The organism is Rhodococcus shunpengi (genome assembly GCF_048381395.1).
GTDB lineage: Bacteria > Actinomycetota > Actinomycetes > Mycobacteriales > Mycobacteriaceae > Rhodococcus.
This window is the reverse complement of sequence record NZ_JBLWIU010000039.1, coordinates 51737-66161: the sequence shown is the minus strand read 5'-3', so window position 1 is coordinate 66161 and position 14425 is coordinate 51737. Positions and strand designations below refer to the sequence as shown.

The following is a 14425-nucleotide window of genomic DNA, read 5'->3' as shown; positions in this document are numbered from 1 at the left end:
CGTCGGTTCGGTCAGATGCCGAGGTCGCGGCGGAAACCGTCCGGCACGAAGACGTCGTCGGGGGTGAGCTCGTGGATCGAGTTCTTGCCCAGTCCCATGAGGGCGGAACCGATTCCGCCGGACAGGATGTCGAGGACGTTCTCCACACCGGCCTGGCCGTTCGCGGCCAGACCCCACAGGTACGCGCGACCGATGAGCACGGCCCTGGCGCCGAGCGCGATCGCCTTGACGACGTCGCTGCCGCGGCGGATACCGCCGTCGAGCAGCACCTCGACGTCCTTGCCCACCGCCTCGGCGATCGCCGGCAGTGCCCGGATCGGCGCCGGGGTGCCGTCGAGGTTGTTGCCGCCGTGGTTGGACACCGAGATGGCGGTGACCCCGGCGTCGACGGCGCGCTTGGCGTCGTCGACGCGCATGACGCCCTTGAGCATGAACGGTGCGTCACCCCACTGCTCGCGCAGCCACGCGACGTCCTCCCAGGTGGGCAGCGGCGTGGTCATCCACTCACCGTAGGCACCGAAGAAGGTCGGGGCCTGACCCTCCGGCGGCGTGAGGTTGGGGGTGGTCAGATCCGGCACACCGCCGGTCTTCGCCCATTCGAGAAGCCACTTGGGGCGGGTGATGCCCTCGGGGGCGAACTTGACCATCGCCTCGAGGTTCATCCGCTCCGGGATGGCGGGACTACCCCAGTCGCGACCGTTGGAGAACGACCAGTCCAGGGTCATGATCAGGCCCTTCGCACCGGCGGCGCGGGCACGTTCCATGCGCTGGATCAGTGTGTCGCGGCTGCCCACCCAGTACATCTGGAAGAAGGTCTTGTCGTTGACCGCCGCGACTTCTTCGATGGATTTGCTCGCGAACGACGACAGACCCATCGCGGTGCCGCGGGCGGCGGCGGCGCGGGCCACGGCGACCTCACCGTCGGGGTGTACGGCCTGCACGCCGGTCGGCGAGATCATCACGGGCAGGGACACATCCTGTCCCATGATGGTCGTGGCCATCTCCCGCTTGTCGGACAGCCCCGCGACGTGCGGGGCGAATCCGAGTTCGCGGAAGGCGGTGGTGTTGTCGTCGACCGTGATGCCGGCCTCGGACCCGGCGACGAGCGCGCCGTAGACGGACTTGGGCAGGCGTTTGCGGGCGCGCTGCTGTGCGATTGCGACGGTCTCGAACCACGGGTCCTGGGCCCACGGATTCTTCAACCAGGAAGGCTTGGCCATCGTCGGTCGTCTCCTCGAAGATCTAGAGCCCTGCGAGCGGATTCTCGTCGCAGAACTTGGCGGGGGGCTTGGTGAGCAGGGTCAGCGGTACCGGTGCGGCCGGGGTGCGCCGTTCGGCGCGCTTGCCGGTACGCGAGTGGTCGACGCTCGACTGCGGCACGGTGCGCTCGGCCTCGAGCGCGGACTGTCCGTAGCCCTGCACGCATTCGGGATCGGGGCCGTCCATCGGCAGGCCGGTGAAGAACTTCGCGGCCATGCAACCGCCGCGGCACGCGTCGAAGAAGTTGCACGACGCGCACGCACCGGCGGACTGCGGTTCGCGCAGTTCGCGGAACAGCTCGGAGTTCTTCCACACCGACGCGAAACCACCGTCGGTCAGGATGTTTCCGGCGTGGAAGTTCTCGTGGATCGCGAAGGGGCACGCGTAGACGTCGCCGACCGGGTCGATCAGACACACCACGCGTCCCGCACCACACAGATTCAGTCCGGGCAGCGAGCCACCGCCCTCGCCGCCGAAGGCGGACAGGTGGAAGAACGAGTCGCCGGTGAGCACGCCCTCGCCGTGGGCGACGAGCCAGTCGTAGAGCTGCCGCTGCTGCTCGTGGGTGGGATGCAGGTCGTCCCACACGTCCACGGCGCGGCCGGACGGGCGCAGTCGCGTGATGCGCAGGGTCGCGCCGTAGCGGTCGGCGAGAGCCTTGAACTCGTCGAGCTGGTCGACGTTCTGGCGGGTGACGACGACGGAGATCTTCGCGTCGCGAAAACCCGCCTCGGACAGGTTCTCCAGCGCGCGCACGGCCATCGCGAACGAACCCGGCCCGCGCACGGCGTCGTTGACCTCGGCGGTGGCACCGTCGAGGGAGATCTGCACGTCGACGTAGTCGGAAGCGGCCAGCCGGGCGGCGACCTTCTTGTCGATGCGCACACCGTTGGTCGAGAACTTCACGCCCACCTGATGTTCGGTGGCGTAATCGACGAGTTCCCAGAAGTCCGATCGCACGGTGGGTTCGCCGCCACCGATGTTGACGTAGAAGACCTGCATGCGCTGCAGCTCGTCGATGATCGCCTTGCACTGTTCGGTCGACAGTTCGCGCGGGTCGCGCTTGCCCGACGAGGACAGGCAGTGCACACACGAGAGGTTGCAGGCGTAGGTGAGCTCCCAGGTCAGGCAGATCGGGGCGTCGAGGCCCTTCTCGAACTGGTCGACGAGGCGACCGACCTTCGGTGGGGCGGAGGTGGTGGGCGGTTCGAGCAGCGAGGTCATGGGCTGGTCCTTACAGACGTCAGGCAGGAACGATCATGTGCGAATCGGCCAGGGTGCCCAGGGCACGCACGTAGGGCCGCTCGGCGTTCTCGTCGATCCCGTGCGCTCGCAACGCTTCTCGCACCGAACCGTGGTCGCCGAGGGATCGGACGACGTCGACGATGACGGTGTTCTTCAGGAACGACAACTTGCGGGTGCCGAAGTGGTAGAGCAACGCCCCGAACGGCTCGGGGCGAAGCGCTACCTGCGGGTGGAGCCGCCAGCCGGCACCCGGATCGAACATCTCGGTGTCCATTGCTATCCCGGTGTCCATTGCTACGGGGGACACGTCGGTGGCTCCGGGTGCGGTCATGTCAGTACACGCCGCACATGCCGTCGATGGAGACCTCTTCGACGAGGGACTCCTCGATCAGATCGGATTCGATCACGGCGTTGTCACGATCGGACATGTTTCCTCCTCGGTTTCTTCTCCTGGATCGGAGTCGGTCGTCACAGCGGACTTGCGCTGTGAGCCGGTTCACCACTGTAATGGCATCGAGTGCAGAATGTCACGCCTCCGGGAGGAAGAATGACGCGTAGCCGCGGGAAACCGTCCGCTCGGATAGGTCGCCGCCCGTCCACCTCGAAGGAGGAACTCGCCGCAATCGGCATCGAGCTGTTCATGGAGGCGGGCTTCGACGAGACGAGCATCGACGACATCGCCGAGGCGGCCGGCATTGCCCGACGCACCTTCTTCCGCTACTTCCCGTCGAAGAACGAGGTGGCCTGGGGAAACTTCGACGAACACCTCGCCGGCATGCGCGCGAGCCTCGAAACGATCCCCGAGGACGTCCCGCTCTCGGCAGCGCTCACCACCGCCCTGCACGACTTCAACACCTTCCCCGACAGCGAGACCGAACGACACCGCGCGCGGATGGGGCTCATCCTGCACACGCCCACACTGCAGGGCTATTCGTCGGTGATGTACCAAGGGTGGAGACGTGTCGTCGCCGAGTTCGTCGCCCGTCGTATCGGGGCCGATCCCGACGACCACATCCCCCGCACGGTCGGCTATCTGCTGCTCGGTGTCGCGATCTCCGCCTACGAGGCGTGGCTCGACGAACCCGGATCGGACCTGCACGAATACCTGGCCATCGGGATGGGGACACTGACCGCCGGTCTCGACTACGGTGACCCGCACTCCCCTTCCACGCCTCCCCCTGCCACACCTCCGAAAAAGGTTGCGAAACAATGACCCTGCTCGATTCGCTCGCTCCCTGCAGCCCGGGCCGGTGGACACACGACCACGTGACGGTCGAACGCGTACCCGCCGGACCGCTGAACGTCCGGCGCGAGGACGACCGGCTCCACGTCACGCATTCCCTCACGGCCGAGCAGATCAGCGAGCGCCTCGTCGCCGAGGTGACCTCCTCGATCCAGGACGCCGAGTTCGGCCAGGACGAGTTCGAACTGACGATGGTGGGACTCGTCCGTTCCACGGTGCCGGGTGCCCTCGACTCGTGGGTCACCTACTACCGCAACTCGCTCGGCGAACTGCTCGACGGTACAGCCGATTTCGCGCCCATCCACGATCGGGCAGCCGAACTCGTCCGTGGGAGCGTGCTCGACCTGGGGTCGTGTTTCGGTTTCCTGCCGTTGCGACTCGCGGCCGCCGGCACCGCCGTCACCGCCACCGACATCCTGCCCGGCACGATGCGCCTGCTCGATGCGGTCGCACCGCGGCTCGGACTGCACGTCGACACACTCGTGTGCGACGCGGCGAACGTCCCGGTCCCCGACGGCAGCGCCGACACCGTCACCGCGATCCACCTGCTCGAGCACGTCGACGACGCCCTCGGTGCCACGATCCTCGCCGAGGCGCTACGGATCGCCCGGGAGCGGGTGGTGGTCGCGGTGCCGTTCGAGGACGAGGCCACGGTCTGCCACGGACACGTGCGCACCTTCGACCTGCCCGCGCTCGAGGAACTCGGGCGCAGCACCGGGCGTCCCTTCGTGGTGTTCGAACACCACGGCGGGTGGCTCGTCATCGGGTGATCCACCGGGCCATCCGCTTGCCCGCCCATCCGATTCCCGTCCGGCGACGAATACCCGGTGTGGACGGAAGGAGGTGGCGCGATGGACCAGATCGTCGAGAGCCACTTCGGCTGGACGACCCGCCGCGTCGTCCTCCCCCGCCGCGCCGCGGACCGGGAGATGTCATCGTCGTCCGGAGTGGTGACGGACTGTCGGCCACTCCCCGAGCGGCCGGACGTGCGGCTGCTCGTCTACCACGACGACGCGGACGACTCCGACTACGACGCCGTGGCGATCGGAAAGACCGACGGCGCGAACGACATTCCGGTACTCACCACCGTCGAGGAGTGCCTGCTCGTCACCGCGGTCCGGCCCGGGACGGGTCCCGCGATCGTGCTCGCCGCGCCGCCGGGTGAGGACGAGGGCCGACGGGTCCGGGAGATCACCCGGCAGCTTCTTCGAGGCGGACCGCTACTGCGCCTGATCCTGTACACCGGCGCACTGTCGGTACTCGTGCCGCTTCACTCGCCTGCTCCGACCGGACGCTGACGCGGTGTGGACGTCGGGTCCGTACTCGCCCGGGCAGACGTGGTCGACCAGCACGTGTTCGCGGTCGTACTCTCCTCCGCGCAGCGGCCTGTACGGGATTCCGGATTCCGACGACAAGCCGTCGAGACGATCGTGCAAACGATGCTCCTCGCGCAGGAAGTCCTCCTCGTCGAGTCGGTCGGCGCTCGCGACGAGATGCGGTCGGAGTACCCGCATTCCGGTGTAGAAGCCCGTGCCGTGCAGGAGCGGCCACAGCACGTGATCGATCGACCCGCTGATTCCGCGCGGTCCGAGCGCTGCGGCCCGATCGCCCGCCGTGACGACGGCGAGCATCGTTCTGCCCGCCAGTCCCCCGTCGCCGTATCTGCGGACGCGCCCGTGCTCGTCGCGGACACCGAACGCGAAACCGTTGGTGAACACGCGGTCGAACCATCCCTTCAGGATCGCCGGCGTGCCGTACCACCACAGCGGGAACGACACCACGAGGTGGTCGGCGGCGCGCAGTGCGTCCTGTTCGTGGCGGATGTCGTCGGCGAGGAGTCCGGTCGCCGTGGCGTTCTTCTGACGCTCCGACAACGTTCTCCCCGGCGCCGCACCGAAGTCGGCGCCGGAGAGCACCGGATTCCAGTTCATCGCGTAGAGATCCGAGATCGCGACGTGCGTGCCCGACTCGCGTAGTCGTGCCACCCCCGAGCGGACGAGGGCGTGCCCCAGTGAGGCGTCGTCCGGATGGGCGTGTACCCACAGAACGCTGCCCTTCTCGACGCTGCCCTTCTCGACACTGTCCTTTTCTGCACTGTTCTTCTCGGCCATGCCTCCATAGTCTGGGGACGGGAACGGTATGGGAAGTACGCACTTTGCGATCACATACGGACCGAAAGGTAACCATCGGCGATGACCAGGAAGTTCCGATGACGGGAAATTTCGACGGCACAGGAGTTCCGATGACACGGAAGGCCGTGGAGACGGCGATGCAGGTGTGCCCGGTGGAGATCGCCGTGGCGGTTCTCGGGGGCGCGTGGAAGCTCACGATCGTCAAGAACCTGATCGACGGGCCCTGCCGGTTCGGCGAACTGGGTCGGCGGGTCGGTCCCGTCAGCGCGCGGGTGCTCACCCGGCAGCTCCGCGAACTGGAGGCCGACGGGATCGTGTCGCGCACGGTCTTCGCCGAGGTGCCGCCGCGGGTGGAGTACGAACTGACCGAGCTCGGCCGGACCCTCGAGCCGGCCGTCGCGTGGCTCGACGACTGGGGCGCGGCCTACAGCAGCAGGCTCACCGCGCAGAGCTGAGTGCCGGAAGGGGCCGGGAGGTCAGATCAGCCCCTGCTTGCTGGCGGCGTAGACCGCCTCGGCCCGGCGGCTCACCCCGAGTTTGCGCATGATGTTGCTGACGTGGAACTTCACGGTGGTGGCCGAGATGAACAGCTGCTCACCGATCTTCACGTTCGACATGCCGGCGGCGAGAAGCTTCAGCACCTCGAGTTCGCGGCCGGTCAACTGTTCGGCGGATGTGCCCTGCCCGTTGAGCGAACGCACGACCGCCGCCGCGCTGCGCGAGTCGAAGGCGCTCTCGCCGCGGGAGACCGCCCGGATGGCGCGCACCAGCTCGGTGGTGTCGACATCCTTGACGACGTAACCACGCGCGCCCGCGTGCACCGCCCGCACGACGAGTTGTTCGTCGAGGAAGGTGGTGAGCACGAGCAGACCGATGCCCGGGTGCGCCGAGGACAGCCGCCCGCACAATCCCAGCCCTTCGAAGTCCGATCCGGCCGAGAGCTTGAGATCGAGCAGCACGATGTCGGGACGCATGCGGTCGACGAGCGCGAGCGCCTCCACGTCCGTCGAGGCCTCCCCCACCACTTCGAGATCCGGTTCGCGGTCGAGGATCGAGCGGAGTCCCTGGCGGAGGATCGCGTGGTCGTCGACGAGTGCGATGCGCACCGTGCCGGGCCGCGCCCGCGGGGTCGCCTGCGGTGGTGTGACGGTCATGACGGTTCTCCCACCTGTTGAGCTACAGCATTGTCCTGCAACGGGATACGGGCCGCGATCCGCACTCCACCGAACCGGGAACGACGCACCTCGAGGGTGCCGCCGAGTTCGCGGGCGCGGGCCTGCATGTTCGCGAGACCGCGATGGCTCCCGTCGAGATCGTTGGCGGCGAGTCGCAGCATCACCCGCAGACGCGCCGGGTCGCCGTCGCCGTCGTCGGCCACCGACAGCAGGACCGCATCGCGTCCGTAACTCAGCCGCAGCACCACGCGACTCGCGTTGGCGTGCACCGCCGCGTTGAACAGCGCTTCGCCGGCGATCCGGAGCAGGGCGTGCTCGGCCTCGCCGCTCAACTCGACCGGTGTGCCACCCATCCTCGTCTTGACCTCGAGTTCGCCCGGCATGTGGGCCACGCTGAGCTGTTCGAGCATCTCCGGCAACGACATCCGTTCGGAATCGGACGGCCGGTTCAGCGCGTAGATCGCAGACCGCAACTGCTCGACGGCACCGCGGGTGAGTTCCTTGGCGAGGTCGAGTCGTTCGCTGCGTTCGGCGTCGGGGATGTCGCTGCGGCACACCTCGATCTGCATGCCCGCCGAGAGCACGGCCTGCGTGACGCTGTCGTGGAGTTCGCGCGCGATGCGGTGGCGTTCCTCGTCGAGGGCCTGGTTCCGGTGGGCGACGCCCAGCTGCCGCTGCGTGAGAGCGAGTTTCTTCAGGGTCGCTTCGAGCTCCTCGTTGCGTGCCTGCAGATCGGCGGCGGAGCGGTTCGCTTCGCGGTAGGCCTGCTCGGCGCGTTCGAGCAGGAGTTGTCCGCGTTGGTAGAGCGCCGAGTTCTGCAGCGCGACCGCGGTCTGGCTGGCGAGGATCGACAGGACGGCGCGGTCGGTGGTGTCGAGGACGCGGTGGTCCGGCGTCCACGCGGCGATGGCACCGGCGACTCCCCCGTCGAGGACGATGGGCACGAACACGTGGTGGTTCTCGACCAGCTCGCGACGTTCGACGGCACCGGTACGCACGGCGTCGAGCAGGGCCACGACCTCATCGGGCAGGGGCGGACCCTCGACGTTGTCGACGAGGAAGGGAGTGGCGTCGGGGCCGAGCACGAGCCTGCGCGGCCCGGCATCGGGCAGGACACCGTCGGCGAGGGCGAAAGCAACCCACGTCGCGCTCAGGTGCGCACGGGCGGCTTCGGCGACGGCGCAGATGAGCGTCTCCGGCCCCTCGACCGTACGCACCAGTGCCCGGGAGATCAGTTCGAGTGCGTGGACGACGCGTTCGAGTCGTTCAGCGGCGCCGCGGTACTGCGGATAGAAGGTCGACTTCCCGGAGCGGAGTCCGGTCAATGCCGACAGGTCGGGAGCACTCACAGCGCCGTCCGGAACAACTCGATCATCTGGTCGCGGGTCGCGGTACGCGGATTCGTCGACATGCACGCGTCGCGCAGTGCTCCCTCGGCTAGTCGCGGCAGGTCTTCCTCCCGCACACCGAGTTGGCGCAGTCCACGCGGCACGCCCACCTGGCGGGCGAGCGCGTCGATGCGCGACGCGACGGCCTCGACGGCCTCGGGCGCGGCACCGCGCGCCTCCTCCAGACCGAGGGTCGCGGCGACCTGGACGAACGGCTCGGGATCGTCGGCACCGTTGAACCGGATGACGTGCGGCAGGAGCACGCCGTTGATGACCCCGTGCGGCAGGTCGAGCAGACCGCCGACCTGATGGCTCATCGCGTGGGCGGCACCGAGGATCGCGTTGGTGAACGCGAGTCCGGCCTCGAGACTGGCCTGGGCCATGGTGGCGCGAGCGGGCATGTAGGTCGGGTCGTCGATCGTGCGCGCGAGCGTGCCGGTGACCATGCCCACCGCCCGCAGTGCGTGATGGTCGGTGAGGGGGTTGTGGGCGCGGGAGACGAACGCCTCGATGCCGTGGGTGAGGGCGTCGAGTCCGGTGGCGGCGTTGAGGTCGGCGGGCATGGTGGTGAGCAGTCGCGGATCGATCACCGTGAGGTCGGGGACGAGCGACCGGCCGATGATGGTGATCTTGCTACCGCGCGCGGTGTCGGTGACCACGCAGAACTGGGAGACGTCGGCTCCCGTCCCGGACGTCGACGGCACCATGACCATCGGCGGGATGGGCAACGGCGCACGGTCGACGCCCTCGTAGTCGAGGATGTTGCCGCCGTTGGCGGCGAGGATCGCGACGCCCTTCGCAGCGTCGATCACCGAGCCACCGCCCAGCGCGACGAGGACGTCGCAGCCCCGCGACCGGTACAGCTCGTGGCCGGCCGCGACCTCGTGGTCCTTGGGATTGGGGGTGAGACCGGCCCACACAGTGGCGTCGACCCCCTGATCACGCAGGTGCTGCAGGAGTTCGTCGACCCACCCGGCCTCGATCAGCCCCGGGTCGGTGACGAGCATGGGGCGGACACCGCCGAGCCGAACCGCGGCGTGGGCCGCTTCGACGAGCGAGCCCTCCCCGAAGACGATCTCGGGAGCGTGGAACTTGACCAGGGCAGGCCCCGAAGCGGGGTGGTCGTCCCGAGGGGTCGCGGAAGCACGGGGATGGGTCGTGTTCTGGTGTCCCGGCATGACGACGGCCACTGTTCACTCCTGACGATCCGCACGATCCGCGCACCTGTGTGATCCAGCTTACGGTGCACGGGTTGTCGGGCGGAGCGGGCACGGGACGCACCGGACCGATGGGGAGGTCGGCACCTATCCCACAGGGTAGGTCACGGGCGTCGATCAGCGCTCGGCGCCGACTCCGTCACTGCCCGCCGGTATCGCCCATCACGGCGCCCTCGCGGCGGGGGTCGGCGCCACCGACCCATCCCTCCCCCTGACGCAGCAGCGCGCTCAGCCCACTGGACTGCGGGGCGACGGACACCTCGTGGCCCATGTCGCGGAGCTGCTGCACGAGCGGATCGTTCGCTCCGTCGTCGGCACCGTCGATCGCCGGATGTTCGCCGCCGACCCCGGTGACGGGGGTGTTCGCGGCGCCGAACGACACGGCCGAGACGGCCTGCTGCGGGTCGAGTCCCCAGTCGAGGGTGTTCACGAGTGTCTTGACGACGAACTGGATGATCACCGAGCCGCCCGGCGACCCGACCACCATCCGGATGTCGCCGCGACCGCCGTCGGGGGTGCGATCGAAGACGAGCGTCGGGGCCATCGAGCTGCGCGGCCGCTTGCCGGGTTCGACGCGGTTGGCGACGGGCAGTCCGTCCTCGTCGACCGGTTCGGCCGAGAAGTCGGTGAGCTGGTTGTTGAGGAGGAAGCCGTCGGTCATGTGGAACGAGCCGAAGGCCGACTCGATCGTGGTCGTCATGGATGCGACGTTGCCGTAGCTGTCCGCGACCGAGATGTGGCTGGTGCCGTGCTCGGGGCTCTGCGGCGGCATGCCGAGGGGGACGGGGCCGAAGTCGCCGGGCTGCGCCTTGCCCATGCTCTTGCCGGGGTCGATCAGCCCTGCGCGTTCGGACAGGTAGTCCGGGTTCACCAGGGTCTCGAGCGAGCCACCCGGCAGGGGCACGAAATCGGCATCGGCGACGTACTTGTCGCGATCGGCGTAGGCGAGTCGTTCGGCCTCGGAGATCAGGTGCACCGCGTCCGCGTCGGGGACGCCACCGTCCGCGTCGACGTCGGACGGTGGCAGTGACGCGAGGTCGAAGTTCTCGAGGATGCCGAGCGTCGCAGCGACCGCCATGCCACCCGAGGACGGGTTGGGCATCCCGCAGATCTCGTACTCGCGGTAGGGCGTGCACAGTGGTTGCCGTTCCTTCGCCTCGTAGACGGCGAGATCCTCGAGGGTCATCGTTCCGGGTGTACGCCCGCCGGAATCGGTGCCGGTGGATTCGACGATGCCGGCCGCGATGTCACCGGTGTAGAAGGCGTCGGCGCCGTCGGTGGCGATCGCCGAGAGTGTCTTGGACATCGCCGGATTCGTGAGGATCTCACCTTCGGGCTTGGGCGAGCCGTCGGCCTGCAGGAAGTAGGCGCGGGCCTCGTCGTCGACGGCGAGCTGCTCGGCGGAATCGGCGATCGACTGCGCCAGACGGTCGCTGATCACGATGCCCTGATCGGCGAGATCGATGGCGGGGCGGAACAATTCGCCCCAGGCGGCACTCCCGTGCTCCGCGTGGACGGTTTCGAGCATCCGCACGACGCCGGGCACGCCGATCGAGCGGCCGCTCGCACGCGCGTCGGGGCGGGGTTCGGTGCGATCGGTGTCGCTGATCCAGCGTAGATAGTTCTCGGTCGCGGACATCGGTGCCGTCTCGCGGCCGTCGTATGCCTTCACCTCACCGGACTCGGCGTCGTAGTACACCAGGAACGCTCCGCCGCCGATACCCGACGACTGGGGTTCGACGAGACCGAGGACCATCTGGGCGGCGACGAGTGCGTCGGCCGCGGTCCCACCGTCGCGCAGGACCTCGCATGCCGCTTCGGTGGATGCGGGATTGGCCGTCGACACGGCGAAGGAGGAGGTGGTCACCGCGGTCATGCCGGCGCGGTAACCGGTCGCGATCTCGGGGTTCGTGGAGATGTCGCGATCCCCGGTCTCCGTCGCCGGCTGCGTATCGGTGATCGGGGTGCCGTTGGGTTCGGCGGTGCAGGTCGCGGCTGCCGCGGTCTCCTGCACGTCAGCTGTACCGCCCGACTCCATATCGCCCGCTTCCGTATCACCCGACGCGGACGTACACGCGCCGAGGAGGGTGATCGAGACGGCCGCGGCGAAGACCGCGCGGACACCGGACCGGACTCTCGAGGGCAGGACCATTCACCGACCGTAGCCGGGCGCGTGAGTGCCCGTAGGGAATTCGACCGCGATCGGTTCGCGTCCGCGCTCCGAACCCCTTGACACGGTCGTGGTCCGGGGAGCATCCTTTATTCAACCGGATGGTTGATAAACCGGAAGGTTCATAAACGGAGGCGATCGTGTACGACGACGACGGGGACGACACCGCGCTCGACCTGGCGTTCACCGCCCTGGCCGATCCGGTCCGCCGCCGCATCGTCGCCCGGCTCAGCCGGGGCCCGGCCACGGTCACCGAACTCGCGGAACCCTTCGCGATCACCACACAGGCGATCTCGAAACACATTCGGGTGCTCGAACACGCAGGGCTCGTCACGCGCACGCGCGACGCCCAGCGCCGGCCCGTCCACCTGAACCCCGCACGGCTGGAGATGCTGACCTCCTGGATCGACCGCTACCGGTTGGTGAAGGAGCAGCAGTTCCGCGGTCTCGACGCCGTGCTGGCCCGGGAAGCGGCCCCCGATCGGCCACGGGGTGCGTAGCCCACCCCGATCCACACAGCGTGCGTAGCCCACCCCGATCCTTGGAGGACCATCATGAGCAGCAACGCAGTCGCCCTCTCGATCCCGGAGGGCGTCCCCTTCATCGATTACGAGCGGGAGTTCGACTTTCCCGTCGAGGACGTCTTCCGCGCCCACAAGGACCCCGATCTCGTCGCACAGTGGCTCGGCCCGCGCGGCCTGGAGATGAAGATCGAGGAGTACGACCTCCGCACCGGCGGTTCGTACCGCTACGAACACTCCGACGACAGCGGCAGCTACCGCTTCGCGGGTGTCTTCCACACCGTCCGCGAGAACGAGCTCATCGTCCAGACCTTCGAATATCTCGGGTTCCCGGACGTGGTGAGCCTCGAGACGCTCACCTTCGTCGACCTCGGGAACGGCCGCTGCAAGCTGGTCGGCCATTCCGTGTACCCGAGCCAGGAGGCTCGCGACGGAATGGCGGAATCGGGTATGGAGACCGGCCTGACCGAGGGCTTCGAACGACTCGAGGAGCTGTTGGCCGGGTCCGCGAAACGGTGAGCGCCGTTCACCGCAGGGCGTGGCCGAGTTCGGCGGCGCGCGCGAGCAGTTGCGCGCCGTCGCGGGCGACGACCACCTCGTCGCACAGTTCGGCGTAGTCGGGCATCGCGCAGGTCGCCTGTGTCCAGTACCGCTCGGGTTCGGGCGTGATCCACGCGAGGCGGTGCACGCGGCGACGGAGTTCCTCGAGCCGGTCGGTGCGCGGGGGCAGGCCGTTGCAGCGCCCGTCCCCCACCACCAGCACCGATGTCCGGCCGTCGATCGATCCGGAGTGCTCGGTGAGCAGTTCGTCGAACGTCCGGCCGTAGTCGCTGCTCGCTTCGAGATCGACTGCGGGATGGGCGAGTACGGCGGCCAGGGCACCGTCGCCGCCGGCGGCCAGCAACTGTGTCGTCACGTCCACCGGACGATCGACGAAGGCGACCACCCGGCACCGGTGCGCCCGCCCGTGCATCGCCTGGGCGAGCCGGAGCGTGAACGCGGTGATCGGACGGACCGACAGCGAGACGTCGGCGAGGACGAGCAGTCGCACCCGGTCGGGGCGGGGCGCGCGGACGACGAGCCGGAACGGCACTCCGTCGGTCCGCATCCCCGCTCGGGCGGTCCTGCGCATGTCGAGCCGTCCGCGGGTCCGCTCACGAGGATGGGGCCGGACCGGTCCGCGCATGCGGCGCAGCACCTCGTGGCACGCGAGCTCGATCTCGGCACGATCGATGCCGGCGGCGTCGTGCGATTCGGGTGCCTCGACGCCCTCGGCGCCCGGCACCGCGGCGGCGAGCGAGGCGACGAACGCCTCGACCGCGTCCACGAGTCGCGCGAGTTGTGAGGCGGAGAGAGGTTCGTCGAGGACCTCTCCCCCGTACGTGCGGTGCGGGTCGTAGGCGTCGAGCCACGCGAGGATCGACGCCGGGTCGTCCCACGACAGCGATCCGACGACCGCGGCCCCGGGTTCACCGGACAGATCACCCACCGTCGTGGTCGCCGCATTCTCGACGTCGATGGTGTAGGTGACGCCGCGACGGCCCGAGTCCGCACCGGTGTCCACCGACAGATCGGCATCGGACGACGTCATCGACACATCGTCGTCGTCCTTGTGCGGGTTGAACCCCTTGCGGGCCTCCGGGGTGTCGAAGTGGTCGCCGACCTCGGCTGCGCGGTCGTTGTACTCGGCGTAGCGCGCGATGCTCGGGTCGTCGCCGATCTCGAGCGCCGCCGGTAGGGATTCGGCGAACTGCGCCCGGGCGGGGCCGCCGCCGCTCGCGGCGATGGCGGCGTCGACCGCACCGAACAACTCGTCGAAGGCGCGCTCGAAACCGGCCCGCTCGTGCGGGTACTTGGCGCACACCGCCCGCAGGCACGAGCGCAGTGAATCCCGTTCGCGGACGGGGACCAGGTCGAGCACCCGGCGCACCTCGATGCTCTCCGCCGGTGACGCCGCGACACCGTGGCGTCGCAGGAGCAGGCCGAACACCGCCGCTACCACGTCGAGCACGTAGCGGGGGCGACGCTCGTCGAGCGCGGTCACCCGTGTGATCCAGGATGCGTGCATTGCGGG

16 protein-coding genes are annotated in these 14425 nt (G+C 68.8%); 6 read left to right on the top strand and 10 right to left on the bottom strand.

What is annotated here, in order from left to right; translation table 11 throughout:
* Positions 1–11 precede the first annotated feature (11 nt).
* The 4 genes from mftD to mftA are packed head-to-tail and all read right to left on the bottom strand — an operon-like array spanning position 12 to position 2933.
* Entirely contained in the window at positions 12–1220 is a 1209-nt protein-coding gene (mftD, locus tag ACNJ7K_RS27465; protein WP_120279984.1) for a pre-mycofactocin synthase MftD, read from the bottom strand.
* A gap of 22 nt (positions 1221–1242) precedes the next feature.
* The gene (gene mftC, locus ACNJ7K_RS27460; protein ID WP_059383270.1) at positions 1243–2484 is read right to left on the bottom strand and encodes a mycofactocin radical SAM maturase; all 1242 of its coding nucleotides are present in this window, start codon (positions 2482–2484) and stop codon (positions 1243–1245) included.
* Positions 2485–2503: 19 nt separating this feature from the next.
* Entirely contained in the window at positions 2504–2836 is a 333-nt protein-coding gene (gene mftB / locus ACNJ7K_RS27455; protein ID WP_372473772.1) for a mycofactocin biosynthesis chaperone MftB, read from the bottom strand.
* Position 2837: 1 nt separating this feature from the next.
* Positions 2838–2933: a mycofactocin precursor MftA gene (gene mftA, locus ACNJ7K_RS27450; protein ID WP_006553546.1), complete on the bottom strand. Its 96-nt coding sequence runs from the start codon at positions 2931–2933 to the stop codon at positions 2838–2840.
* 119 nt (positions 2934–3052) lie between these two features.
* Here mftA and mftR point away from each other — a divergent pair, with 119 nt between their 5' ends.
* The 3 genes from mftR to ACNJ7K_RS27435 all read left to right on the top strand — a co-directional run bounded on the left by mftR (position 3053) and on the right by ACNJ7K_RS27435 (position 5046).
* Positions 3053–3718 carry a mycofactocin system transcriptional regulator gene (gene mftR / locus ACNJ7K_RS27445; RefSeq protein WP_268654248.1) on the top strand — a complete coding sequence of 222 codons (666 nt, stop codon included), beginning with the start codon at positions 3053–3055 and terminating at the stop codon, positions 3716–3718.
* The gene (mftM, locus tag ACNJ7K_RS27440; protein WP_487042638.1) at positions 3715–4518 is read left to right on the top strand and encodes a mycofactocin oligosaccharide methyltransferase MftM; all 804 of its coding nucleotides are present in this window, start codon (positions 3715–3717) and stop codon (positions 4516–4518) included. The genes mftR and mftM overlap by 4 nt, the downstream gene beginning before the upstream one ends.
* A gap of 81 nt (positions 4519–4599) precedes the next feature.
* Positions 4600–5046: a hypothetical protein gene (locus ACNJ7K_RS27435; RefSeq protein ID WP_159417788.1), complete on the top strand. Its 447-nt coding sequence runs from the start codon at positions 4600–4602 to the stop codon at positions 5044–5046.
* On the opposite strand, the gene ACNJ7K_RS27430 is transcribed toward ACNJ7K_RS27435, so the two are convergent.
* A complete protein-coding gene (locus ACNJ7K_RS27430; RefSeq protein WP_268654250.1) occupies positions 4969–5859 on the bottom strand; it encodes an NAD(P)H-dependent oxidoreductase in 891 nt (296 codons plus the stop codon). The genes ACNJ7K_RS27435 and ACNJ7K_RS27430 overlap by 78 nt on opposite strands.
* Positions 5860–5990: 131 nt before the next feature.
* Between ACNJ7K_RS27430 and ACNJ7K_RS27425 the strand changes: the two genes are divergently transcribed.
* Positions 5991–6335, top strand: a complete 345-nt coding sequence (locus ACNJ7K_RS27425) for a winged helix-turn-helix transcriptional regulator (protein ID WP_059383276.1) — start codon at positions 5991–5993, stop codon at positions 6333–6335.
* Positions 6336–6356: 21 nt separating this feature from the next.
* Here ACNJ7K_RS27425 and ACNJ7K_RS27420 read toward each other — a convergent pair whose 3' ends face one another.
* From ACNJ7K_RS27420 to ggt, 4 genes are all read right to left on the bottom strand, one after another.
* Positions 6357–7034: a MadR family response regulator transcription factor gene (locus ACNJ7K_RS27420; RefSeq protein WP_060650749.1), complete on the bottom strand. Its 678-nt coding sequence runs from the start codon at positions 7032–7034 to the stop codon at positions 6357–6359.
* Positions 7031–8404 carry a MadS family sensor histidine kinase gene (locus ACNJ7K_RS27415; RefSeq protein ID WP_230791152.1) on the bottom strand — a complete coding sequence of 458 codons (1374 nt, stop codon included), beginning with the start codon at positions 8402–8404 and terminating at the stop codon, positions 7031–7033. The genes ACNJ7K_RS27420 and ACNJ7K_RS27415 overlap by 4 nt, the downstream gene beginning before the upstream one ends.
* Positions 8401–9633 (bottom strand): iron-containing alcohol dehydrogenase, encoded by a 1233-nt coding sequence (locus ACNJ7K_RS27410; RefSeq protein WP_268654253.1) that lies wholly within the window; start codon positions 9631–9633, stop codon positions 8401–8403. Before ACNJ7K_RS27410 ends, ACNJ7K_RS27415 begins: the two co-directional genes overlap by 4 nt.
* Before the next feature lie 166 nt (positions 9634–9799).
* A complete protein-coding gene (ggt, locus tag ACNJ7K_RS27405) occupies positions 9800–11812 on the bottom strand; it encodes a gamma-glutamyltransferase (protein WP_487042637.1) in 2013 nt (670 codons plus the stop codon).
* A 158-nt stretch (positions 11813–11970) separates the two neighbouring features.
* On the opposite strand from ggt, the gene ACNJ7K_RS27400 reads away from it, so the two are divergent.
* Both ACNJ7K_RS27400 and ACNJ7K_RS27395 read left to right on the top strand, forming a co-directional pair.
* Positions 11971–12330, top strand: a complete 360-nt coding sequence (locus tag ACNJ7K_RS27400; protein WP_120279992.1) for an ArsR/SmtB family transcription factor — start codon at positions 11971–11973, stop codon at positions 12328–12330.
* 54 nt (positions 12331–12384) lie between these two features.
* On the top strand, positions 12385–12870 hold the full coding sequence (locus ACNJ7K_RS27395; protein ID WP_268654257.1) for an SRPBCC family protein: 486 nt from the start codon (positions 12385–12387) through the stop codon (positions 12868–12870).
* 7 nt (positions 12871–12877) lie between these two features.
* On the opposite strand, the gene madC is transcribed toward ACNJ7K_RS27395, so the two are convergent.
* Positions 12878–14419: a MadC family VWA domain-containing protein gene (gene madC / locus ACNJ7K_RS27390; RefSeq protein ID WP_487042636.1), complete on the bottom strand. Its 1542-nt coding sequence runs from the start codon at positions 14417–14419 to the stop codon at positions 12878–12880.
* Positions 14420–14425: the final 6 nt, after the last annotated feature.

Bases quoted from the DNA above. Each gene is read 5' to 3' on its own strand.
- mftD (WP_120279984.1), bottom strand. From the start codon at position 1,220: ATGGCCAAGCCTTCCTGGTTGAAGAATCCGTGGGCCCAGGACCCGTGG.
- mftC (WP_059383270.1), bottom strand. From the start codon at position 2,484: ATGACCTCGCTGCTCGAACCGCCCACCACCTCCGCCCCACCGAAGGTC.
- mftB (WP_372473772.1), bottom strand. From the start codon at position 2,836: ATGACCGCACCCGGAGCCACCGACGTGTCCCCCGTAGCAATGGACACC.
- mftA (WP_006553546.1), bottom strand. From the start codon at position 2,933: ATGTCCGATCGTGACAACGCCGTGATCGAATCCGATCTGATCGAGGAG.
- mftR (WP_268654248.1), top strand. From the start codon at position 3,053: ATGACGCGTAGCCGCGGGAAACCGTCCGCTCGGATAGGTCGCCGCCCG.
- mftM (WP_487042638.1), top strand. From the start codon at position 3,715: ATGACCCTGCTCGATTCGCTCGCTCCCTGCAGCCCGGGCCGGTGGACA.
- ACNJ7K_RS27435 (WP_159417788.1), top strand. From the start codon at position 4,600: ATGGACCAGATCGTCGAGAGCCACTTCGGCTGGACGACCCGCCGCGTC.
- ACNJ7K_RS27430 (WP_268654250.1), bottom strand. From the start codon at position 5,859: ATGGCCGAGAAGAACAGTGCAGAAAAGGACAGTGTCGAGAAGGGCAGC.
- ACNJ7K_RS27425 (WP_059383276.1), top strand. From the start codon at position 5,991: ATGACACGGAAGGCCGTGGAGACGGCGATGCAGGTGTGCCCGGTGGAG.
- ACNJ7K_RS27420 (WP_060650749.1), bottom strand. From the start codon at position 7,034: ATGACCGTCACACCACCGCAGGCGACCCCGCGGGCGCGGCCCGGCACG.
- ggt (WP_487042637.1), bottom strand. From the start codon at position 11,812: ATGGTCCTGCCCTCGAGAGTCCGGTCCGGTGTCCGCGCGGTCTTCGCC.
- ACNJ7K_RS27395 (WP_268654257.1), top strand. From the start codon at position 12,385: ATGAGCAGCAACGCAGTCGCCCTCTCGATCCCGGAGGGCGTCCCCTTC.
- madC (WP_487042636.1), bottom strand. From the start codon at position 14,419: ATGCACGCATCCTGGATCACACGGGTGACCGCGCTCGACGAGCGTCGC.